Origin of the sequence: Streptomyces sp. NBC_01451, assembly GCF_036227485.1 — a bacterium.
In the GTDB taxonomy this organism is placed as follows: Bacteria; Actinomycetota; Actinomycetes; order Streptomycetales; family Streptomycetaceae; genus Streptomyces.
In genome coordinates this window covers 6463681-6485964 of the sequence record NZ_CP109479.1, presented here as the reverse complement: position 1 = coordinate 6485964, position 22284 = coordinate 6463681, and the positions used below count along the sequence as shown (strand labels likewise).

Sequence of the window (22284 nt, the reverse complement as noted above, 5' to 3'; positions counted from 1 at the left end):
CTCCTGAAAGGGGCTTAGGCGGGGGCTGGAGGGCGTTGGGGGCCTTACACCCCTGTGCCGCCGCCGCCCGGGATGCCTGCGGCCGTGGCGATGACGTCGTCGATGAGGCCGTACGCCTTGGCCTCCTCGGGGTCGAACCAGCGGTCGCGGTCCGAGTCCCGGGTGACCTGCTCGACGGTCTGGCCCGTGTGCTGCGAGGTGAGCTCGGCCATGCGCTTCTTGGTGTGCAGCAGCCGCTCGGCGTGGATCTTGATGTCCGAGGCCGAACCCGCGAGGCCCGCGGAGGGCTGGTGGATCAGGATCTCGGCGTTCGGCAGGGCGAAGCGCTTGCCGGGCGTACCGGCGCTGAGCAGGAACTGGCCCATGGACGCCGCGAGACCCATGGCGATGGTCATCACGTCGTTCTTGATGAACTGCATGGTGTCGTAGATCGCCATGCCGGCCGTGATCGAACCGCCCGGGCTGTTGATGTAGAGGTTGATGTCCTTGTCCGGGTCAGCGGCGGCGAGGAGCAGCAGCTGCGCGGTGATCTTGTTCGCGATGTCGTCGTCGACCGGCTGGCCGAGGAAGATGATCCGCTCGTTGAGCAGCCGGTTGTAGACCTGGTCGCCGAGGCCACCGCCGATGGAAGGCTCGCCGGCGGCGGAAGGCATCAGATTCGTCACGTCGTATCCACCTGCTCGTATTACGACGGCGCCGGGCCGTCTCACGTGTTCTGCCGGGGCGTGGGGCTGTCCGGCCGTTTTCGGGGACTCCCCTGCCCTCGTATTCATGGACCCTAACGCGCGGGTCCCTCCGGGGAATCCCGGGAAAGGAACTGTTCGCTGTGAGCGCATGCGCTCCGCTGGGTTGAGCAGGGTTTCCAGCGGGGGTCGACTGCGTCGGGGCCGGGGTTGTGGTGAGCGTCGCGGGGCTGCGCCCCGGGCCCCCTGCCGCCTCTCGCCGTGGCTCCGCCGGGAGTGGTCGGGTGCTGGTCCGTCGTGGCTTGTCGCGCAGTTCCCCGCGCCCCTATGGGGCGCGTCCCCGTGGGCGCGGACGGCAACGGGCCCCCGGGGACCGAAGTCCCGGGGGCCCGCCTTATGGGTGTTTCAGAGGTGCCGGGGTTTTCAGGCCTCGGGCTTCTCCTCCGGGGCTTCGGCGGCCTCGGCCTCGGCGGCCGGGGTCTCCTCGGTGGCGGCCTCGGCCGTCTCCGTGGTCTCGTCCTCTTCCTCGTCGTCGAGGTCGATGATCTCGCCGTTGGTGTCCTTGACCGTGGCGGCCTCCACGACGACCGCGAGGGCCTTGCCGCGGGCGACCTCGCCGACCAGCATCGGGACCTGGCCGCCCTCGACGACCGCCTGGGCGAACTGGTCGGGGGACATGCCGGAGGAGGCCGCGCGCCGCATGAGGTGCTCGGTGAGCTCCTCCTGGTTGACGTTCAGCTTCTCCTTGTTGACCAGCTCGTCGAGGACGAACTGGGTCTTGATGCCCTTGACCGCGGCTTCCTTGGTCTCGGTGTCGAACTCCTCGGCCGTCTTGCCCTGGATCTCGAGGTACTTCTCGAGGTCGAGGCCCATCTGACCGAGCTGGTGGTGCTCCAGGTTGTGCTTACGGGTGTTGATCTCGTCCTCGAGAAGCTTCTCGGGGACGGGCACCTCGACGAGCTCCAGCAGCTTCTCCAGGACGCGCTCCTGGGCCTGCGTGGCCTGGTCGTACTGCTTCATGTTCTCGAGGCGCTTGCGGCTGTCCGCGCGCAGCTCCTCCAGGGTGTCGAACTCGGAGGCGAGCTGGGCGAACTCGTCGTCCAGGGCCGGGAGTTCGCGGGCGGCGACCTGGGTGACCTTGACGGTGACCTCGGCCTCCTTGCCGGCCGCCGAGCCGCCCTTGAGCTCGGAGGTGAAGGTGGCCTCGCCACCGGCCTCCAGGCCCGTGACGGCGGCGTCGACGCCTTCGAGCAGCTCGCCGGAGCCGATGGTGTAGGAGACGCCGCTCGCGACGCCGTCCTCCAGCACCTCGCCGTCGACCTTGGCCTCCAGGTCCAGCGTCACGACGTCGCCGTCCTCGGCGGCACGCTCGACCGGGGAGGTGGCGGCGAAGCGCTCACGGAGCTGCTCGACCGACTTGTCGATGTCCTCCTCGGTGACCTCGATCGCGTCGACCTCGACCTCGATGCCGGAGTAGTCCGGGATCTCGATGGTCGGGCGGACGTCGACCTCGGCGGTGAAGTTCAGCGTCTCGCCGTCCTTCAACTCCGTGATGTCGACCTCGGGCTGGCCCAGGACGTTGAGCTCGGCCTCGTTGACCGCGTCGGTGTAGAACTTCGGGAGCGCGTCGTTGACCGCCTCCTCCAGAACCGCACCGCGGCCGAACCGCTGGTCGATGATGCGGGCCGGGATCTTGCCCTTCCGGAAGCCCTTCACCGTGACCTGCTGGTTGATCTTCTTGTACGCCGCGTCGAGGCTGTCCTTGAGCTCCTCGAAGGGCACCTCGATGCTGAGCCGAACCCGGGTCGGGTTCAGGGTCTCCACGGCGCTCTTCACGGTTCGGTCTCCTTGGGGGCTGACTTCTTGGGGTTCTACCGAAGGTTCTGCTGATTGTCCTGTGCCGGCGACTGTCCAGTGCCGGACGCGGCAGAGCCTCAGCGGATTCGCGGCCCTTGAGGGACGTTAACAACGCAGACACACGGGCGCGCAGTTTGCATACTAGCCGCAGGCGGTACACGCCCCAAAAGGTGATCTTGAAGATGATCCTGCCGGTGGTCCGGCACGATGGTCGGGGTGGCGGGATTTGAACCCACGGCCTTCCGCTCCCAAAGCGGACGCGCTACCAAGCTGCGCCACACCCCGTCTGGTGCGACACGTAGGGTACATGCCCACAGGCGACGGCGTTGCCGCATTTCAGTAGCGGAAACCGGGTGTGCGTCGAGGGGTCCCGAACCGCTACGATGGTTTCTGTGCCGCGGTCATGTTGACCTGCGGCGCACGCGTGCGGGCGTAGCTCAATGGTAGAGCCCTAGTCTTCCAAACTAGCTACGCGGGTTCGATTCCCGTCGCCCGCTCTCTCCAGCCGTCGGCCCGGTTCCTCGGAACCGGGCCGGTCGCGTTTTCCCACGGCGGCCGGACCGCGCGGTCTGCCACCGGGGTCAGAACTGGATCTCGTTGATCGTGTCGGCTATCGAGTTCAGGAAGCGTTGGATGTCGTCCGCCATGCCGGTCGAGGCGAGGAAGAAGCCGAAGAGGATGGCGACGACCGCAGGGCCCGCCTTGATCGTGCCTCCGCGAATCAGCACCACCAGGATGATTCCCAACATCAGCACCACTGACAACGAAATGGCCACACTGATCACACCCTATGGTCGGTCCGCTCTACCGGCCCAGGGATGCGTTCCCTCGCACCCCCGCCAGATCCATCGTGCCACCAACGGGGCCACCGTATGCGGCCGGTGACGCATCATCGGCCCCACGGGACCGATTTGTCCGCACAGACAAACCAAGGGCACGGAAATATGTTCTTTGTGTGCAATTAGTGCGACATTTACGACTCTAAAGGCCCAACAGTGCGCGCATTCTGGCGTACTTCGCGATCAGGCGGGTGCGGGTCGGGGTGTCCAGTGCCGCCAGGCGGGCCGGGTCCGCGTTGTGCGCCAGGTCCGCCTCCTTGACCAGGAGCGCGCCGGGGGTTCCGAGGATGCGCCGGGCGTACGCCTCGGGGGCCTCGCCCGCGCGCTTGGTGACGGCCAGCACGATGTCCTTCGTACGGCGGGACAACGCGGCTTCCTCCAGCCAGGGTTCGGGCAGCGCGTCGTCCTCCACGGCGTCGTGCAGCCAGGCCGCGGCGATCTGCTCGTCGTCGCCCCCACGCGCGCGTACGCCCTCTGCGACGGCCTGGAGGTGCTCCGCGTAGGGGCGGCCCGCCTTGTCCGTCTGCGTGGCGTGTGCGGCCCGGGCCGCGGCCTCTACTTCCGCCAGGGTGAGGGGTGTTGGGAGCGCTTGGGGGTCCTGTGGGTTCTGTGCGCTCGATGCGTTCTGTGGGTTCTGCGGGTTCTGTGGGTTTGGGGTCATTCGGTCAGTGTGGGGGGCAACGGGGCTCGTCCGCGAGGGACATGGGCGGGGCGCGGTGCGGGTCAGATCGTCGCCTGGGCCGTGGGGCCCTCTCGGCAGACCAGGAGGAGGGCTCTGTCGTCGTTGACGTCCTTGGCGACCGCCTCGATGAGGTGCCAGGCAGCGCCGTGGAAGCCGCCGGCGACGTAGCGGTCGGCCTCGCCCGTCAGGCGGTCGATGCCCTCGACGATGTCCCGCTCGGACGTCTCGACCAGGCCGTCCGTGAACAGCATCAGGACGTCCCCCGGACGCAGCGATCCCTTCACGGGGTCGAACTGGGCACCGTCGTACACGCCCAACAGCGGTCCCTCCGCGGCCTTTTCCTCCCAGCGGCCGGTGCCCGCGCTGAGTTGCAGGCCCGGTGGGTGGCCGGCCGAGAAGAGTTCGTAGTCGCCGGAGTCGAGGTCCAGGACGAGGTGGATCGAGGTCGCGAAGCCCTCGTCCCAGTCCTGGCGGAGGAGATAGCCGTTCGCCGCCGGGAGGAAGGCGTGCGGCGGCAGGGAGCCGAGGAGGCCTCCGAAGGCACCCGAGAGGAGCAGGGCGCGGGAGCCCGCGTCCATGCCCTTGCCCGAGACGTCCGTCAGGACGACCTCCATCGTGCGGCCCCCGTTCGTGCGGGCCGCCACCACGAAGTCGCCCGAGAACGACTGGCCGCCCGCCGGGCGCAGCGCCATCTCCCGGTGCCAGCCCTGGGGCAGCTGCGGCAGCTTGCTCTGGACCCGGATGCGTTCACGCAGGTCGAACAGCATCGTGCCGCCGCGTCGCCAGGGGACGCCTACGCGGCTGCGGAACTGCGCGATGAGGAGGCCGAAGAATCCGCAGGCCGCCACGACGAGGACCACACCGGGGGTGACCCGGGAGGGGCCCTCCGTGTACGGGCCCAGCTTCACGGACTCCACGATCAGTGCCGTCGCCGCCGCCGCGTACAGGCCCAGCAGGCTGGCCGGGCGCAGCAGGAGGCCGCCGGCGACGATCGGAAGGACCAGCAGGGCGGGCGAACACCACACCGAGTTGGCGAGGGTCATGGCCGCGATGACCGGGATGGTGATGAACAGACCCGCGAGCGCGATCCAGTCCGAACCGTCGCCCCGGAAGTAGTCCACGGCGGATCTGCGCAGGCCGGTGCGGACCCGGTGAGCCTGCTTCTTCAACCGGGCCGTGAACGTCTCGGCCTCCGCGCGCCGCTCTCGTCCTGCTGCCATTAGTTCGGGACCCTATCCATCGGACCAGCTGCTTGGCACGGGAGGTCCCACTTGTCCCCCGTCCGAGCTTCAACTTCACAGTGAAACCCACCGAGGGCCGGTCCGAGGCCCCGAGGGAGAAATTCCCTCGCTCGTCCCGCATTGCCCTGGTAGTCATGGTCTATGACGACCTCCAGGACCTCCGCCGCGACCGACGTGCGGGCACTTCGGCCCGACGACTGGGATCAGTGGTACGACAACCTGCTCCGCGCCTTCGGCGGAATGCCGGAGTCCGCCGAGGAGCGGGAGTTGTGGAAATCACTCACCGAGTACGACCGTTTCGTGGGCGCCTGGGACGGTGACGCGTGTGTGGGCAGTGCGGGTGCCTTCACCTTCCGGGTAACGGTACCGGGTGGCGCCTCCGTACAGGCGGCGGGCGTCACGATGGTCGGCGTCGCGGGCACCCACCGCAGGCGCGGGGTGCTCACGTCGATGATGCGCCGGCAGCTGGACGACGTACGGAGCTGGGGCGAGCCGCTGGCCGTGCTCACGGCGTCCGAGCCCGCCATCTACGGACGGTTCGGGTACGGGCTCGCCACCCACTCCCTGGCCTTCGAGATCGACACGACGCGGGTACGGCTGGAGCTGCCGGCCGGCGCCGATGACGTACGGCTGCGGTACGCCGTACCGGCCGAAGCTCTCGACGTCTGCGAGGCGGTGTACGCGCGGCGGGTGCCCGAGCGGCCCGGGATGCTGGCGCGGATGCCCGGCTGGGCGCCGGTCATGGTGCTCGATCCCGAGGGCGAGCGGGGCGGGGCGTCGCCGTTGCAGTGCGTTGTCGCCGAGCGGGACGGGGATGTCGTGGGGTTCGCCCGGTTCCGGGTCAAGCCCGACTGGGACGTCACCGGGGCCAACAGCTCGGTTGTCGTCGAGGACGTGGAGGCGCTCGATCCCGATTCGCAGGGCGCGTTGTGGCGGTTCCTGTTCGACATCGACCTGACGTCGAAGATCGTCGGTCGCGGGCGGCCCGTCGAGGAGCCGTGGCATCACATGGTGTCGGACATCCGCCGGTGCGGGCTGCGCAGGCGTGACGCGCTGTACGTACGCCTGGTGGACGTGGGGGCCGCGCTGGAGGCGCGGACGTATCAGGCGCCGGTGGACGTCGTGTTCGACGTCGAGGACGCGTTCTGTCCGTGGAACTCCGGGCGGTGGCGGCTGACGGGCGACACCAAGGGGGCCGTGTGCCGGCGCACGGAGGATGCGGCCGATCTCGCTTTGTCCGTACGGGAGTTGGGGGCCTCCTATCTGGGCGGTGTGCCGTTGGCCGGGCTGGCTGCCGCCGGGCGGGTGCGGGAGGTCAGACAGGGGGCGCTGGCCGAGGCCTCGGTGGCGTTCGGGTCGGTCGTGGAGCCCTGGCTGCCCCACGGGTTCTGAGCCCCGGGCCCCGGTGCCGGGGCCCGGTCCTTCACCCGTGTTGGCAGGTGGGGCACCAGAAGAGGTTGCGGGCGGCGAGGTCGGCGGTGCGGATCTCGCCGCCACAGAGGTGGCAGGGCAGGTCAGCCCTGCGGTAGACGTAGACCTCGCCGCCGTGGTCGTCGACGCGCGGCGGGCGGCCCATCGCCTCCGGGGTGTGTTCCGGGCGGACGGTGTCGATGCGGTTGTTGCGCACACCCTCACGCATGAGGGCGACCAGGTCGCTCCAGAGCGCGTCCCACTCGGCGGGTGTGATGTCCCTGCCGGGGCGGTACGGGTCGATGCCGTGCCGGAAGAGGACCTCGGCGCGGTAGACGTTGCCCACGCCCGCGATGACCTTCTGGTCCATGAGGAGGGCGGCGACGGTCGTACGACTGCGGCTGATGCGGGCGTAGGCGGCCCGGTGGTCGGCGTCCGGGCGGAGGGGGTCGGGGCCCAGGCGGTCGTGTATCGCCTGCTTCTCGGTGTCCGTGATGAGGGCGCAGGTGGTGGGGCCCCGGAGATCCACGTACGAGGTGCTGTTGGCGAGTCGGAGGCGGACCGTGTCCGTGGGGGGCGGGGCGGGGGCGTCGCCGAAGTTGACCTTGCCGAAGAGGCCGAGGTGGATGTGGACCCAGTCGGCTTCACGGAAGCGGAGGAAGAGGTGCTTGCCGTGGGCGTCGGCGGCGTTGAGGGGCGCGCGGTCGATCAGGGCGGCCGAGTCGCTGAACTTGCCCTGGGGGCTGGTCACATGAGCGGGTTCGCCGACGAAGCGGGCGGCGTAGTCCTGGGCGAGACGATGGATCGTGTGCCCTTCCGGCACGGTGCGGCGTCCTTTCGTGTTTCTGCCCACCCGCCGCCCACCCGCCTGCCCGTCCGGGTCGGTCGAGAGGCGGGCCTCGCCCTCAAACGCCGGACGGGCCGGGAAGCGGGCCGGCGGTGATGGAGATTCCGGCCGGGACGGGCGTCCCGGCCTCGCAGCCTCGGATCATCCGGCCATCCGACACACCCGCCGCCGTTACCCCTGCGGGTGGTGCGCCGGGATCTCCGGAAGGTCGCCCGTCGTCTCGTACGCCGTCAGCATGTCGATGCGGCGGATGTGGCGGGGGTCCTCCGAGAACGGGGTCGCCAGGAAGGTCTCCACGAACTTCGTCGCCTCGTCCTGCGTGTGCATGCGGGCGCCCACCGCCACCACGTTGGCGTTGTTGTGCTGGCGGCCCAGCGACGCGGTCTCCTCGCTCCAGGCCAGCGCCGCGCGCACACCCTTCACCTTGTTCGCCGCGATCTGCTCGCCGTTGCCGGAGCCGCCGATGACGATGCCGAGGGCGTCCGGGTCGGCCGCCGTGCGCTCCGCGGCGCGGAGGCAGAAGGGCGGGTAGTCGTCGAGGGCGTCGTAGATGTGGGGGCCGCAGTCCACGGGGTCGTGGCCGGCCTCCCTGAGCCACTCGACGAGGTGGTTCTTGAGTTCGAAGCCCGCATGGTCGGAGCCGAGATACACGCGCATGGGATGAGTGTGACACGGCTGTTTCAGGGAAGCAGAGTCGGGGGCTGATCGCGAAAAGCAGTGGCAACACCGCGAAACCTCAAGAAAACCTCAAGTAACAATCTGGATTCAAAGGTTCAAGAATCCCTTTGCCTCCGATTCACTGGACCGACTGTTTACGCCGTCCCCACCGGCGCGCACACCCGTTCACCCGGCGCAAAGGAATTCCCCCATGGCCTCGCAGCCGAGCTCCTCCCCGCCCGCTCCCCCGCACTCCGGTCTCCAGGCCGGGCTCAAGAACCGGCATCTCTCGATGATCGCCATCGGCGGTGTCATCGGGGCCGGACTCTTCGTCGGGTCCAGCTCCGGGATCCAGACCGCCGGGCCGGGCATCCTTCTCTCGTACGCGCTCGTCGGCACGCTCGTCGTGCTGGTGATGCGGATGCTCGGCGAGATGTCCGCCGCCAACCCGACCTCCGGCTCGTTCTCCGCGCACGCCGACCGGGCGCTCGGGCGCTGGGCCGGGTTCTCCATCGGCTGGCTGTACTGGTTCTTCTGGGTCGTGGTGCTCGCCGTGGAGGCGACCGCCGGCGCCACCATTCTCGAAGGGTGGGTCCCCGCCGTACCGCAGTGGGCCTGGGCGCTCATCGTGATGGTCGTGCTGACCGCCACCAACCTCGTCTCCGTCGGCTCCTACGGCGAGTTCGAGTTCTGGTTCGCCGGTATCAAGGTCGTCGCCATCAGCGCCTTCGTCATCATTGGTGGGCTTGCCGTGTTCGGCGTGCTTCCCGGCGTCGACAGTGACAAGGCCGGGCTCTCCAACCTCACCGACTCCGGCGGGTTCCTGCCCAACGGGCCCGGCGCCATCCTCACCGGTGTACTGCTCGTCGTCTTCTCCTTCATGGGCAGCGAGATCGCCACGCTGGCCGCCGGTGAGTCCGAGGACCCGCAGCGGGCCGTCACCAAGTCCACCAACAGCATCATCTGGCGTGTCGCCGTCTTCTATCTCGGGTCGATCTTCGTCGTCGTCACGCTGCTGCCGTGGAACGACCCCTCGATCAAGGAGAAGGGCTCGTACGTCGCCGCCCTCGACTCCCTGGGTATCGCGCACGCCGGTCAGATCATGAACTTCATCGTGCTGACCTCGGTGCTGTCCTGCCTCAACTCCGGGCTCTACACGGCCTCCCGCATGGCCTTCTCGCTCGGGCAGCGCGGTGACGCGCCCAGGGCCTTCGCGCGGACCACGTCCCGTGGCGTACCGCTCGCGGCGATCGTCGCCTCGGTCGTCTTCGGCTTCGTCGCCGTCTTCTTCAACTACAAGTTCCCCGACTCGGTCTTCCTCTTCCTCGTCAACTCCTCCGGCGCCGTCGCCCTGTTCGTCTGGCTGGTCATCTGCTTCTCGCAGCTGCGCATGCGGAAGATCATCGAGCGCGAGTCCCCGGAGAAGCTCGTCGTGAAGATGTGGCTGTACCCGTACCTGACCTGGGCGACCGCCGCTCTCATCGTCTTCGTCCTCGGCTACATGCTCACCGACACCGAGCACGACGGACGCGAGACCGTGCTGCTTTCGCTGCTGGTGGCGGCCGTTGTGCTCGCCATCGCCGTCGTCCGGCAGAGGACCGGGCGCGGGACCGTCGTCGTCGCTTCCGGCGATCCGGCCTCGGACGTCGCCGATGACGGCGACGTCGTCAAGGTCGGTTAGCAACCCAAGTGGTCCCCGTGGTCAGGGAGTCGTTCACAGCACCGTGAACGACTCCCTGACCCGTTCGTAGGTCCGCACCGCCTGCTCCTCGATCTCCTGGTGGTACCAGGTGCTGATCTGGTACGACTTCCCCTCCACGTCGAAGCCGAGCAGTCTGGCGTGCCAGTGGGTGCCGTCCAGGGTGAAGGTGTACTCCCAGACGACCGCCGGGTGATCCTGGAACGTCGTCTCCGCAAGGCTGATCTTCGTGTAGTCCTGGCCCTGCCGGGCGTTGCGCTCCGACTCCTCCCAGGTCCCCAGCAACTCGCCGCGTGCGAGGGAGGACTTGGCGAGGATCTCCTGCCTGCCGTCGGGGGACGTGTAGTGCACCTCGGCACCCGTCTTCACGTCCCGGCGCCAGCCCTTGGGTGTCGCCCACGCGTATCCGCCCGCCTCCTCGTGCGCGCCCGGCGGCAGACTGCGCGGGCGGGAGGTGCCCTCGACCGTGGGCTGGGGGGAGTCGGGGGTGGGCGTGCCGGACTGCGGGGCCGGGGTCGCCGATGAGGACGATGCCGAGGCCGGGCGCGATGATCCGGGCGTCGCCGTGTTCTTGTCGTCCGGGGATCCTGCCGTCGCCGCCAGGATCATCCCGATCAGTGCCCCCGCGGTGACCACACCCGCGGCCACCATGACCGTACGGCGGCGACCCCGGCTCCGGTCACGGCCTCGCTCGGGGCCGGACGGGACTCCGGGGCCCGGCAGTTCACCGGGCGGCGTTCCCGTTGGTACCGCTGTCCTCGTGGCCGTCGGGAGAGCGGCCGCGTGCCGTGGACCCGGTCGCCTCTCCGTCACCGCCTGGGCGTGCGCCTGCGCCTGCGCGTTGACCTGGGCCCGGACCAGTGAGACCCCGGCCCTGCGTGTTCCGGCGGGGCCCGCCGAACCGACCTCGGACCGTATCTCGGAGGGCACTTCCGTGGAGGCGTTGGAGGCCTCGGGGGACTGGGTTCCCAGGACCGGGGTGGCTGTCGTACGTGCGGCGGGCACCGCGTCCGTCGGAGTCGAAGTCGGCGTCGGCGTCGGCGTCTGGGACTCGGGGTCCTGCCCCTCCCGCTCCGGTTCCGAGGGGGCTGCCAGTTCCTCCGGTGGCCGCTCGGGGGGCCGTCGCGCGGCTCGTACGAGGGACGCGTCCAGGTACGCGGGCGTCGGTGCGTCCTCGTACGGCTGTACGGGAATCGGGGGAGCCGTCTCCGGCTCCGGCTCCAGCTTCCCATCCCCATCCCCCTCCCCTTCCGCCTCCTCCTGTTCCTGTTCCAGTTCGGGGGCCGGCGTCGGGAACGCCACCGGCCGCAGTGCCTGTTCCACGTCCTCCAGTGCGGGCCTGGCCGACGGTTCCTTCTCCAGGAGGGCGGCCAGGACGTCGTGCAACGGGCCTGCCGAGGGAGGGAGTTCGGGGTCCTCGTACAGGACCGCGTGCAGGGTCGCCAGGGTCGCTTCGCGGGAGAACGGGGAGCGGCCTCCCAGCGCCGCGCAGAGTGTCGCGCCGAGGGACCACACGTCGGACGGCGGTCCCTGCTGCCGGCCCGACACGCGCTCCGGTGCCATGTAGTCGGGGGAGCCGACGAGCATCCCGACCATCGTGAGGGCCTTCGCGTCCTGGATGGCGGCGATTCCGAAGTCGGTGAGGACGACCCGTCCGTCGCGTCGTTCCACGAGGACGTTGCCCGGTTTGATGTCGCGGTGCAGTACGCCCCCCGCGTGCACCTGGCGCAGCGCGGAGACCAGCCCGAGGCCGAGGCGGGCCGTGTCACCCGGGCCCAACGGGCCGTCCTCGACGAGGAGTTGTTCGAGGGAGCGGCCGACGACCAGTTCCATGACGATCCACAGCCGCTCGCCCTCGTCCACGACGTCGTACACGCGCACGACGTTCGGGTGGTCGATCCGGGCCGTCGCCTTGGCCTCGCGGAGGGTGCGTTCGCGCCGGGTGCGGGTGTCCTCCGCGTCGAGTCCGTCGATCCGCATTTCCTTGATGGCCACCGGCCGGTCGAGCATTTCGTCGGTGGCCCGCCACACCCGCCCCATTCCCCCCTGTCCGATGCTTTCGACCAGCCGATATCGGCCCGCCACCAGCAGACCTGGAGCACCGCCGCCCATATTCCCCCGCAATCCCCTGCACCCCCTCAACGCACGCCCCACCAGAACCACAATGGTCACACTTCGTGCAGTACCAGCATAGTGGCGGGAAATCTTGTGGTACCTCTTCATGGACTGCGAATTCAGGCGCAGTCCAGGGGGATCCAAGGGGGACGAACATGAGTTCTGGTCGCACGACGGTCATCGCGGGATCGCTGCTCACGGCATCTTTCTCTGCCGTGATGATCCTTTCCTTCACCGCCAGCGCGGATGACCAGGGGCCCGGAAGCAGCAAGGGAGGAAAGGCCGTCGACGCGGCGCCGACGGGCGTCAAGTTGACCACGCAGTTGCCCGAGAGCATCTCGGTCGACAACAGTTCGAAAGAAACGGCGCTTACCGCCACGGTAAAGAACGAGGGGAGCAAGGACAGCGGCGACATCAGGCTTTTGGTCGTCGGATTCGACGGTATGACGGTCAAGAACGTTCAGGGCTGTTCGGAGATTGCCGAAGGGGATCTTCCGGAAGGTTCGAACAGCGGTTTCAACTGCGCCGTCGGCAATCTCGCCGCCGGTAAGTCGAAGTCGTACGACGTCGACGCGACGTTCGATCTGGGCAAGACCGGCAAGATCTGTCTGCCCGTCCAGACGGCCGACGGCTCGAAGACGTTCTGGCAGCAGGGCCCGGTCCCGTTCGGTACGAACAACCCGTCACCGAACGCCCCGGCCACCCCGCTGCTGCTCGGCACCGACAACAAGCCGGTGGCACCCGGCGGCGGGGAACTGCCGAGGACCGGCCCCGCGCGCGATCTGCTCCCCCTCGGCGCCGTCGGCGCGGCGCTGCTGTCCGCCGGGGCGGCGGGCATGTGGTGGACGCAGCGGCGGCCCGGGCAGCCGCAGGGCTGATCTCCGAGCGCCCATCGGTGAATGGCGAAGGGGAGGGAGAGGCGGAATCCGCCTCTCCCTCCCCTTCGCCGCGAAGCCGTTCGTCAACGACGGCCCCCGGATCAGTCCTTGTCGACGAGCTTCCAGGCCGTCGGCAGTACGCCCATCGCCAGGGCCGCCTTCAGGGCGTCGCCGATCAGGAACGGCGTGAGGCCGGCGGCGATCGCCGCGCTCGCGCTCATACCGGCCGCCAGAGCGAGGTACGGGACGCCGATCGCGTAGATGATCGCCTCGCCGAGGAGCATCGTGCCCGCCGTCCGCAGCATGGAGCGGTCGGCGCCGCGGCGGGCCAGCGCGCCCACGGCGGCGGACGCGAGCAGCATGCCGAGGATGTAGCCGAAGGACACCGACGTGCCCGAGCCGCCCTCCGCGAACCACGGCACGCCCGCGAGCCCGGCCAGGGCGTACACGACGAGGGCGGCGAGGCCGCGGCCCGCGCCGAGTGCGGTGCCGACGAGGAGCGCGGCGAAGGTCTGCCCGGTCACCGGTACCGGCGAGCCGGGCACGGGGACGGCGATCTGGGCGGCGATCCCGACGAGTCCGGCACCGCCGAGCACGAGCGCGGCGTCCCGGACGCGGGAGGCCGGGAGCAGGTCGGCGAGGACCTTGCCGGGGCGGGAGGGGGCGACGGCGGTTGCCATGGGGACTCCGCTGGGACGGTGGGCGGCAGGGGACCTTGTGACGCTATCCCGGCACCCTCGGACCGATCACCGTAGGCGCTCGACAAAGGGGACGGCGACGGCTTGGTGGGCTCCGGACAAAAGGTGGGGGTTACACCCGGTACGGCGTGACGCCGGTCACTGAGGTGGGGTGGTGTGGGCTACGGAGGCGCGGCGGGCGCGTTCTGTAGGGTTCCGCCAATGCCGCGCGTAGGCCTGCGCGCCCCCCGGCCCCGTTCCGGAGGGGGCCCCGCTCCGGCTCGGCCCCGGCCCGACGTCGGCGCGGACGCGTGCCGTCTCGCCCGTCGGTCGCCGTCTGTGCAGGGTCGGCCCGTTTTGCTAGCTTCGAGCGCATGGTCGCCCAGTCCCGGTACTTCTCGTCGCGTCGCTATGTCGACCTGCGACGCGTGGGCACGGCCACCTGTCGCCGCCCCGGGTGAGGCGGCTCCGGCGCGCCTCGCTCCACAGGACTCCCCGAGCCTCCACCGGCCCCCGAGTCCTCATGAGACGGCGCAGTGTCGGACCAGTTCCCCGAGGATGATCGCCATGCCCCGTGCCGCGGCACCCACCCTTGCCTCCCCCTTCTCCCGTACCTCCCCTTCTCGCCCCGCCGCGTCCCGCGTGCCCCGTGCCGCCGATTCCGACCGGCGCAGGACGAGCGCGAGTGTCGTCCTGCGGTCCGTGCTGGAGCACGGGCCCGTGGCGCGCAGCACCATCGCCCGGCTGACCGGGCTGTCACCGGCGTCGGTGACGGACTACTGCGCCCGGTTCGCCGAACTCGGCCTGATCCGCGAGGAGTCCGCGCCCCGGCGGTCGAACGGCGTGGGACGTCCGCATGTGCCCGTCGACCTGGACTCCTCGCGGTTCGTGGTCGCCGGCGTGCATGTGGCCGTGTCGTTCACGACGGTCGCGCTGCTGGATCTGCGCGGCCGGGTGGTGTCCCGGCGTGAGCTGGCGCACGAGCACACCGACCCGGGGTGGGTGCTGGCGCGGGCCGCCGAAGGGCTGGGGGCGCTGCTGGAGGGATCCCCCGGCCGCCGGGCGCTCGGTGTCGGCGTGGCCGTCGGCGGCTGGGTGGACCGGGAGTCCGGGACCGTCGTCGAGCACCCGATGCTGGGCTGGCGGGACGTGCCGGTGCGGGACGTGCTCCGCGCCCGTACCGGGCTGCCGGTCCATGTGGACGGCCACGCACGGGCGTTGGTCAACGCGGAGCGGCTGTTCGGGCCCGCGCGGGGCAGCGGGAGTGTGCTGCATCTGTTCGTCGGCAACGTCGTCGACGCGGCGTTCGCGACCAACGACGAGGTGCACCACGGGCCGCGCTCCCAGGCCGGCGCCATCGCCCATCTGCCGGTGCCGGGCGGCACGGAGGCCTGCGACTGCGGGCGTACGGGCTGCCTTCAGGCCGAGTTGAGCGAACGGACGCTGTGCAGGAGGGCGCGGGAAGCGGGCGTCGTCGAGACCACGGATTCCCTCCGGGTGGTCGCGGCGGCGGCCGGGGGCGACCAGGCTGCCGTGGGGCTGCTGGTGCGGCGGGCGAGTGCCGTGGGGCGGGCCACGCGCCTGCTGCTCGACGTGCTGAATCCGGAGACGGTGGTCGTGACCGAGGTCGGCGTCATCCACCGGGAGGACTGCCTCGCGGCGCTGCGCGAAGGGGTCGGCGCCGAACGTGCGGCCTCTGTCGTGCCGACGAGTTTCCCGGATTCGGTTCTCGCGGTGGCGGGCGGTTCGGTGGCGCTCGATGTGCTGTACCGGGATCCGCTGGCCGCCTCACCTCAGGCTATTTAATTCAGAAACTCCGAATATTGACAGGGACCAGGCATGGCCGGGAACATCCTGCTCATGAGCCCTTTCGTGAGCTGTCGCACCCTCTGTTGCTGACACGTCGCCACTGTTGCTGACACGTTGCCACGTGTGAAGCGCTCATTTCTCTCCGCGCATTCCGCACTCTCTGTGCTTTCCGCGCCCACTGCTCCCCCCTGCGTGAATCCCGGTTTCCGGGCCTCCTCGTGCCTCGAATTCCGCATGCGGTCCTGCCTTCCCAACTCACGGAGTCCTCCCATGCCTTCATCTCCCCTGCCGGGTGTCGACCGACGGCTCTTCCTCACCTCCCTGCTAGGCGCCGCGGCCGGTGTCGCCGGGTTGAGCGGCTGCGCGAACAGCAGTGCCGCCGCTGAATCGAAGGGCGCCTCGACCGCCCCGCTCGCCGACAGGGTCCCGGCCGGTACGAGCCTGAAGATCTCCTCCTATTCGGGCACCCAGCAACTCCAGTTCAAATTCGCAAAGTTGGGCGAGCTGCCCTTCAAGGTGTCGAGCTGGGAGAACATATCCGCCGGCCCCGATGTCATCAACGCCTTCCGCTCGGGCTCCCTCGACCTGGCCAACAATGCGGGAATTCCGCCGATCCAGGCGCATTTCCAGGGCTTCGACGCGAAGATCGTCGCGATCAACGTCACCCGCAGGCCGAACTATCTCTTCGCCACCAAGCCCGGCAGCGACATCCGGTCGGTCGCGGACTTCAAGGGCAGGAAACTCGCCTTCTCACAGGGGCAGGCCCAGGGCGTCGTACTCCTGCGGGCGCTCCAGAAGGCCGGGCTCGCGTACGACGAGGTCGAGCTCGTCCCGCTGACCAGCAACCAGTTCTTCACCGCCCTTCAGTCGGGCCAGGTGGACGTCGCGCCGCTCGCCATCAGTCAGGCGCCCGCGTATCTCCAGCAGTACGCCGCCAAGGGTGCCCGCAGCATCGACACGGACGTGGTCGACCTGCTCAACCTGCTGTGGGCGCCGGTCTCCGTGCTGAACGACTCCGCGAAGGCAGCCGCGATCGCCGCGTACATCCCGTACTGGGCCAAGGGTCTGGTGTGGACGTACGAGAACCCCGACACCTGGAACGAGGAGTTCTACGTCAAGACGCAGAACCTGACTCTCCCCCAGGCGCAGGCGATCACCAGGCTCGCCAACAAGCCGCTGTTCCAGCCGAGTTGGGCCGAGGCGATCAGGTGGGAGCAGGAGACCGCCGATCTGCTCGCGGAGGGCGGCTTCGTGAAGAAGTTCGACGTGAGCTCGCTCTTCGACCACCGCTTCGAGGGCATCGCGGCGAAGTCCGTGGCTGCGGAGTACCGGCGGTGACCGCGGTGACCGCGAACGCCGCCACCGCCGCGGACGCCGGTGCCGGTGCCGTCCCCGAGACCACCGCGTCCGTCGAATCCGTCGCGGCCACCGAGGAGACCGGCTCCCAGGTCCGCAGGCGGCGCCGGCTCTCCCCCGGCAGGCGGCTGCCCGCCGCTCCGCTCGTCGGCCCGGCCCTCGTCCTCGCCCTGTGGGCCGCCGCCTCCGCCGCCGGACAACTCGACCCGGCCGCGATCCCGGCGCCCTGGACCGTGCTCAGGACGGGCGCCCATCTGTGGACCGACGGGACCCTGCCGAACGACATCCTGACCTCGCTGCGGCGGGCCGCATCCGGCTTCGCGATCGGGCTGGTCGGCGGTGTCCTCCTCGCCCTGGCCGCCGGGCTCAGCAGGGTCGGCGAGGCACTGATCGACGGGACGGTCCAGCTCAACCGGGCGATCCCGGCCCTGGGGCTGATCCCGCTGTTCATCCTCTGGCTGGGCATCGGCGAGACGTTCAAGGTCGCGATCATCGCCATCGTCGTCTACATCCCGATCTACCTCAACACGCATGCCGCGCTGTCCGGCATCGACAGCCGCTTCGTCGAACTCGCCGAGGTGCAGGGGCTGTCGAGGTTCCAGTTCGTCCGGCAGATCGTCGTGCCCGGCGCGCTGCCCGGATTCTTCGTGGGACTCCGGCTCGGCGTGACCGGCTCCTGGCTGGGGCTGGTCGTCCTGGAACAGATCAACGCCACCAGCGGACTCGGCTACATGATGTTCCAGGCCCAGAACTACGGCCAGAGCGACGTCATCCTCGTCGGCCTGGTCGTCTACGGAATCTTCGGCCTGGCGTCCGACAGCGCGGTCCGTCTCATCGAACGGAGGGTGCTGTCATGGCGACGCACACTGAGCAACTGACCCGGTCCGCCGTCCGGCTCCGGGGCCTGACACGGTCGTTCGGCGGGCGCAAGGTCCTCGACGGCATCGACCTCGACATCCCGGCCGGGCAGTTCACGGCCCTGCTCGGACACAGCGGCTCCGGCAAGAGCACCTTGCTGCGGGCGGTCGCGGGCCTCGATCACGAGGTCGAGGGAAGTGGCCGACTCACCGCGCCCGAGCGGGTGTCGGTGGTCTTCCAGGACTCGCGGCTGCTGCCGTGGCGGCGGGTGCTGGACAACGTACTGCTGGGGACGGACGGCAAGGAGGCTGCCGCCAAGGGCCGGGAGGCTCTCGCGGAGGTGGGCCTGAAGGGGCGGGAACGTGCCTGGCCCAGCGAGCTGTCCGGCGGGGAGGCACAACGGGCGGCGCTGGCGCGGTCGTTGGTGCGTGAGCCCGAACTGCTGCTGGCCGACGAGCCGTTCGGGGCGCTGGACGCGCTGACGCGCATCAAGATGCACGCGCTGCTTCGGGAGTTGTGGCGGAGGCATCAGCCGTCGGTGCTGCTGGTCACGCATGACGTGGATGAGGCGATCGTGCTGGCGGATCGGGTGCTGGTGCTGGAAGAGGGGCGGATCCGGGTCGACCTGGTCGTCGATCACGAACGGCCGCGGGAAGAGTACCGAGAGGTGTTGCTGGGTGCCCTGGGGGTGACGTCGGACGTCCGGTGAGCGTCCTTGTCCCGCCCCGCCGCCCCTACCCCGTCCCGTCCTTGGGGGCTGCGCCCCCAGACCCCCGCTGTCGGCCTGAACGGCCTCGTCCTCAAACGCCGGACGGGCTGGGGGTGCCCGAGCCAGCGCCTGTCCAGAGCAAAGGAACACGACACCCATGACCCGCCAGCTCCACCTCAACGCCTTCCTCATGACCACCGGACACCACGAGGCATCGTGGCGGCTCCCGGAGAGTGACCCGTACGCCCATGTCGAGCTGGACCACTATGTGCGGCTGGCCCGGATCGCGGAGCGAGGCACCTTCGACTCGCTGTTCCTGGCCGACAGCCCTCAGTTGTGGGGCAGTGTCGCGCAGCGTCCCGCGGGTGCCCTGGAGCCGCTCACCCTGCTGACGGCCCTCGCTACGGCGACCACGCACATCGGTCTGATCGCCACCGCGTCCACCTCCTACAACTCCCCCTACAACCTGGCCCGCAGGTTCGCCTCGCTCGACATCATCAGCGGGGGCCGGGCGGGCTGGAACATCGTCACCACGGCCGGTGCCGAGGCCGCCCGCAACTTCGGTCTCGACGCGGAGCCCGCCCACGCCCAGCGGTACGCCCGGGCCGGCGAGTTCCTCGACGTGGCACTCAAGCTCTGGGACAGCTGGGAGGACGACGCGATCGTCGCCGACAAGGCGGCCGGCGTCTGGGGCGACGACGCGAAGGTCCATCCGCCCCGGCACCAGGGGACGTACTTCAGCGTCGAGGGCGCCCTCAACGTGCCGCGTTCGCCCCAGGGTTACCCGGTACTGGTGCAGGCGGGGTCGAGCGAGGACGGCAAGGCGTTCGCGGCCCGGTACGCGGAAGCCGTGTTCACCGCCCAGCAGACCATCGAGGACGCGCAGGCCTTCTACGCCGACCTCAAGTCCCGTACGGCGGCGGGCGGTCGCGACCCCGACCACATCAAGGTGCTGCCCGGCATCGTCCCGGTGCTCGGCTCCACGGAGGCCGAGGCGCTGGCGAACGAGCAGGTCCTGGAGGACCACATCGTGTACGCGCACGGCGTGGGCAACCTGGAGAACCTGCTGAAACTCCCCGCCGGGACACTGGAGCTGGACGCCCGGCTGCCGACCGATCTGCCGCCCGAGAGCGCGATCGAGGGCGCCAAGAGCCGCTACACGCTCGTCGTCGAGCTGGCCCGGCGCGAGCGTCTGACCGTCCGGCAGCTCATCGGGCGGCTCGGCGGCGGGCGCGGGCACCTCACCTTCGCCGGCACGCCCGAGCAGGTCGCCGACGAGATCGGGACCTGGTTCACCCGGGGTGCCGCCGACGGCTTCAACATCATGCCCGCGGTCCTGCCGTCCGGTCTCGAAGCCTTCGTCGACCACGTCGTCCCGATCCTCCGCGCCCGCGGTCTGCTCCGCGAGGAGTACGGGCCGCGCCAGACCCTGCGCGAGAGATACGGCCTCCCGCGCCCCGCGAACCAGTACGTCAGCAGCACACCGACCCCCGCCCTCGTCTGACGAACCCTGAGAGGAACCCGCACATGTCCGGCATCGAAATCCAGAAGGTCACCGCGAACATCGGCGCCCGCGTATCCGGCGTGGACATCTCCAAGCCCCTCGACGAGGAGCAGGTCGCCGCCCTCCGCGAAGCCCTCAACGTCCACAAGGCCCTGGTCTTCGACGACGTGAACCTCGACGACGAGGGCCAGCAGGCCTTCGTCCGCCACTTCGGCGAACTGACCACCGCCCACCCGACCGTGCCGTCCGTCGACGGCGCCGCGAACGTCCTGCCCGTCGACAGCGAGCGGGGCCGCGCCGCCAACCACTGGCACACGGACGTCACCTTCGTCCTCAACCCGCCGCAGGCCAGCACCCTGCGCAGCATCACGGTCCCGCCCTACGGCGGCGAGACGCTGATCGCCAGCTCGGCCGCCGCCTACCGTGATCTGCCGGAGCCCCTGCGGCAGTTGGCCGACAACCTGTGGGCCGAGCACACCAACGACTACGACTACGCGGTGCCGGACGAGGCACTGAACGAGGAACAGGCCGCCCAGCGCGCCCAGTTCACGTCCATCACGTTCCGCACGGCCCACCCGGTCGTCCGTGTCCACCCGCTGACCGGCGAACGCGGGCTGTTCATCGGCGGGTTCGCGCAGCGGATCGTCGGCCTGTCCGTCACCGAGTCCCGCAAGATCCTGGACCTGCTCCAGGCGTACGTCACCCGCCCGGAGAACATCCTGCGCCACCGCTGGTCACCGAACCAGCTCGTCCTCTTCGACAACCGCATCACCCAGCACTACGCCGTGGACAACTACCACGGCCTGCCGCGCCGCCTGCACCGGGTGACCGTCGCCGGTGACATCCCGGTCGGCATCGAGGGCAAGGAGAGCTACTCGATCGCCGGGGACGCCTCGCACTACACGTCCGTCGCCGAGTAGACCGCACCCTCTCCCCCGTCCCCCTCCCCCCTCTCCCCCGGTCGGAAAAGGCCCTCGTGTGACGCACACGAGGGTCTTTTTGTTGCTACCGTGCAGTTGCAAGAAATGTGCAATAAGAGGTCGAGGGGACCCCGCATGCCCGTCTACACGCTCCCTGAGCTGCCGTACGACTACTCCGCGCTCGCGCCCGTGATCAGCCCCGAGATCATCGAGCTGCACCACGACAAGCACCACGCGGCGTACGTGAAGGGCGCCAACGACACGCTGGAGCAGCTCGCGGAGGCGCGCGACAAGGAGTCGTGGGGGTCGGTCAACGGCCTGGAGAAGAGCCTCGCCTTTCATCTCTCCGGCCACATCCTGCACAGCATCTACTGGCACAACATGACGGGCGAGGGCGGCGGTGAGCCGCTGGCCGCCGACGGCGTCGGTGAGCTGGCGGACGCGATCGCCGAGTCCTTCGGTTCGTTCGCGGGCTTCAAGGCGCAGCTGACCAAGGCGGCGGCCACGACCCAGGGTTCGGGCTGGGGCGTCCTCGCGTACGAGCCGCTCAGCGGACGGCTGATCGTCGAGCAGGTCTACGACCACCAGGGCAACGCCGGCCAGGGCTCCACCCCGATCCTGGTCTTCGACGCCTGGGAGCACGCCTTCTATCTCCAGTACCGGAACCAGAAGGTCGACTTCATCGACGCGATGTGGGCCGTCGTCAACTGGCAGGACGTGGCGAAGCGCTACGAGGCCGCCAAGTCCCGTACGGATGTACTGCTGTTGGCGCCCTGAGTGCCCTGAGTGCCCTGAGTGCCCTGGGCAGTCTTCGCCGACCGTGCCGGCTGCCGTGAAGCGTCCTGCCTCGTGATCGTCTTCTCACCGATGCGACGGCAGGCGGAGTGACGGGCGGCCCCCGCGAGGACATGACTCGCGGGGGCCGCCCCACGTCATGCCACGTGGTCCACGACGGTGAGGTGGTACGTCGTGTCGACCCAGAATCCGTTGTGCGCGCTGCCCTTGATCTCCAGCGCGTACTGGCCGGGGACCAGCGGGGCGATGCCGCCCCAGATGCCCCAGGCGAGGTGCCGCAGCAGCCCGACCCGGAACACGGGGGAAACGAACTCCCGCAGGGGCAGCGGACCGCCGTTGAGGAAGGCGGAGGCCTCCTTGACCGGCAGGGTGAGCGGTTCCTTCGAGTACATGAGGCTGTGGTGGATGTTGATCACCGGGAAGAACAGGGGTTGTCCGGCCGGCACCTCGCAGCGCCGGGTGACGCGACCGCCGTAGGTTCCGGCAAGGAACCAGAGGTCGGCGGGCTGCTTCCAGCCGGCGTGCTCACCTGTGGTGTCCTTCACCGGACTGCGGGCGTCGGGAGCCGAGAGCGCCCACTTCCACCAGCGTGCCGCCAGCTGCCCGCCCTCCGTCTCGCCGATCTGCCAGGAACCGTCGCCCACCGCGCCGCCACTCATCCCGCCCCGCCCCTCCCCCACATGCCCTGACCAGGGCACTCGGCAATGAGCGGACTTTACCGACCGGAGACTCACGCTTTACCCGCGGG

The 22284-nt window shown here is 69.7% G+C and carries 20 protein-coding genes and 2 tRNA genes; 11 read left to right on the top strand and 11 right to left on the bottom strand.

Annotation, left to right across the window (positions count from 1 at the left end):
• Positions 1-44 precede the first annotated feature (44 nt).
• From OG595_RS28480 to OG595_RS28470, 3 genes are all read right to left on the bottom strand, one after another.
• Positions 45-653: an ATP-dependent Clp protease proteolytic subunit gene (locus tag OG595_RS28480; RefSeq protein WP_329283272.1), complete on the bottom strand. Its 609-nt coding sequence runs from the start codon at positions 651-653 to the stop codon at positions 45-47.
• A gap of 453 nt (positions 654-1106) precedes the next feature.
• A complete protein-coding gene (gene tig / locus OG595_RS28475) occupies positions 1107-2519 on the bottom strand; it encodes a trigger factor (protein ID WP_329276866.1) in 1413 nt (470 codons plus the stop codon).
• 229 nt (positions 2520-2748) lie between these two features.
• Positions 2749-2825 (bottom strand) — tRNA-Pro (locus OG595_RS28470).
• A gap of 141 nt (positions 2826-2966) precedes the next feature.
• Between OG595_RS28470 and OG595_RS28465 the strand changes: the two genes are divergently transcribed.
• Positions 2967-3037 (top strand) — tRNA-Gly (locus OG595_RS28465).
• Between the two features lie 84 nt (positions 3038-3121).
• Here the strand turns inward: OG595_RS28465 and OG595_RS28460 are convergent.
• The 3 genes from OG595_RS28460 to OG595_RS28450 all read right to left on the bottom strand — a co-directional run bounded on the left by OG595_RS28460 (position 3122) and on the right by OG595_RS28450 (position 5281).
• Complete coding sequence (locus OG595_RS28460) at positions 3122-3316, bottom strand: hypothetical protein (RefSeq protein ID WP_006383514.1); 195 nt, start codon at positions 3314-3316, stop codon at positions 3122-3124.
• A gap of 205 nt (positions 3317-3521) precedes the next feature.
• Positions 3522-4040 carry an HD domain-containing protein gene (locus tag OG595_RS28455; RefSeq protein WP_329276864.1) on the bottom strand — a complete coding sequence of 173 codons (519 nt, stop codon included), beginning with the start codon at positions 4038-4040 and terminating at the stop codon, positions 3522-3524.
• Between the two features lie 62 nt (positions 4041-4102).
• Complete coding sequence (locus OG595_RS28450) at positions 4103-5281, bottom strand: PP2C family protein-serine/threonine phosphatase (RefSeq protein ID WP_329276862.1); 1179 nt, start codon at positions 5279-5281, stop codon at positions 4103-4105.
• Between the two features lie 162 nt (positions 5282-5443).
• Between OG595_RS28450 and OG595_RS28445 the strand changes: the two genes are divergently transcribed.
• Positions 5444-6694 (top strand): GNAT family N-acetyltransferase, encoded by a 1251-nt coding sequence (locus OG595_RS28445; RefSeq protein ID WP_329276860.1) that lies wholly within the window; start codon positions 5444-5446, stop codon positions 6692-6694.
• Positions 6695-6725: 31 nt separating this feature from the next.
• Here the strand turns inward: OG595_RS28445 and OG595_RS28440 are convergent, their stop codons facing one another.
• Together OG595_RS28440 and OG595_RS28435 are read right to left on the bottom strand one after the other, a co-directional pair.
• Entirely contained in the window at positions 6726-7535 is an 810-nt protein-coding gene (locus tag OG595_RS28440) for an Fpg/Nei family DNA glycosylase (RefSeq protein ID WP_329276858.1), read from the bottom strand.
• 195 nt (positions 7536-7730) lie between these two features.
• Positions 7731-8216 (bottom strand): ribose-5-phosphate isomerase, encoded by a 486-nt coding sequence (locus tag OG595_RS28435; protein ID WP_329276856.1) that lies wholly within the window; start codon positions 8214-8216, stop codon positions 7731-7733.
• Positions 8217-8427: 211 nt separating this feature from the next.
• Between OG595_RS28435 and OG595_RS28430 the strand changes: the two genes are divergently transcribed.
• On the top strand, positions 8428-9897 hold the full coding sequence (locus OG595_RS28430) for an amino acid permease (RefSeq protein WP_329276854.1): 1470 nt from the start codon (positions 8428-8430) through the stop codon (positions 9895-9897).
• A 33-nt stretch (positions 9898-9930) separates the two neighbouring features.
• On the opposite strand, the gene OG595_RS28425 is transcribed toward OG595_RS28430, so the two are convergent.
• The gene (locus tag OG595_RS28425) at positions 9931-11955 is read right to left on the bottom strand and encodes a protein kinase domain-containing protein (protein ID WP_443073366.1); all 2025 of its coding nucleotides are present in this window, start codon (positions 11953-11955) and stop codon (positions 9931-9933) included.
• 230 nt (positions 11956-12185) lie between these two features.
• Here OG595_RS28425 and OG595_RS28420 point away from each other — a divergent pair, with 230 nt between their 5' ends.
• The gene (locus OG595_RS28420; protein ID WP_329283270.1) at positions 12186-12908 is read left to right on the top strand and encodes a hypothetical protein; all 723 of its coding nucleotides are present in this window, start codon (positions 12186-12188) and stop codon (positions 12906-12908) included.
• Between the two features lie 101 nt (positions 12909-13009).
• Here the strand turns inward: OG595_RS28420 and OG595_RS28415 are convergent, their stop codons facing one another.
• Positions 13010-13588 carry a biotin transporter BioY gene (locus tag OG595_RS28415; RefSeq protein WP_329276851.1) on the bottom strand — a complete coding sequence of 193 codons (579 nt, stop codon included), beginning with the start codon at positions 13586-13588 and terminating at the stop codon, positions 13010-13012.
• A 564-nt stretch (positions 13589-14152) separates the two neighbouring features.
• On the opposite strand from OG595_RS28415, the gene OG595_RS28410 reads away from it, so the two are divergent.
• The 7 genes from OG595_RS28410 to OG595_RS28380 all read left to right on the top strand — a co-directional run bounded on the left by OG595_RS28410 (position 14153) and on the right by OG595_RS28380 (position 21518).
• A complete protein-coding gene (locus OG595_RS28410; protein WP_329276849.1) occupies positions 14153-15391 on the top strand; it encodes an ROK family transcriptional regulator in 1239 nt (412 codons plus the stop codon).
• A gap of 273 nt (positions 15392-15664) precedes the next feature.
• A complete protein-coding gene (locus tag OG595_RS28405; protein WP_329276847.1) occupies positions 15665-16732 on the top strand; it encodes an ABC transporter substrate-binding protein in 1068 nt (355 codons plus the stop codon).
• The gene (locus OG595_RS28400; protein WP_443073160.1) at positions 16729-17628 is read left to right on the top strand and encodes an ABC transporter permease; all 900 of its coding nucleotides are present in this window, start codon (positions 16729-16731) and stop codon (positions 17626-17628) included. The genes OG595_RS28405 and OG595_RS28400 overlap by 4 nt, the downstream gene beginning before the upstream one ends.
• A complete protein-coding gene (locus tag OG595_RS28395) occupies positions 17604-18317 on the top strand; it encodes an ABC transporter ATP-binding protein (protein ID WP_329276845.1) in 714 nt (237 codons plus the stop codon). Before OG595_RS28400 ends, OG595_RS28395 begins: the two co-directional genes overlap by 25 nt.
• Before the next feature lie 157 nt (positions 18318-18474).
• Positions 18475-19821 (top strand): LLM class flavin-dependent oxidoreductase, encoded by a 1347-nt coding sequence (locus tag OG595_RS28390; protein WP_329276843.1) that lies wholly within the window; start codon positions 18475-18477, stop codon positions 19819-19821.
• A 23-nt stretch (positions 19822-19844) separates the two neighbouring features.
• The gene (locus OG595_RS28385) at positions 19845-20741 is read left to right on the top strand and encodes a TauD/TfdA dioxygenase family protein (RefSeq protein ID WP_329276841.1); all 897 of its coding nucleotides are present in this window, start codon (positions 19845-19847) and stop codon (positions 20739-20741) included.
• A 135-nt stretch (positions 20742-20876) separates the two neighbouring features.
• Positions 20877-21518, top strand: coding sequence for a superoxide dismutase (locus OG595_RS28380; RefSeq protein ID WP_329276839.1), 642 nt, complete (start codon positions 20877-20879; stop codon positions 21516-21518).
• 155 nt (positions 21519-21673) lie between these two features.
• Here OG595_RS28380 and OG595_RS28375 read toward each other — a convergent pair whose 3' ends face one another.
• Positions 21674-22195, bottom strand: coding sequence for a hypothetical protein (locus OG595_RS28375; protein WP_329276838.1), 522 nt, complete (start codon positions 22193-22195; stop codon positions 21674-21676).
• Between the last annotated feature and the right edge of the window lie 89 nt (positions 22196-22284).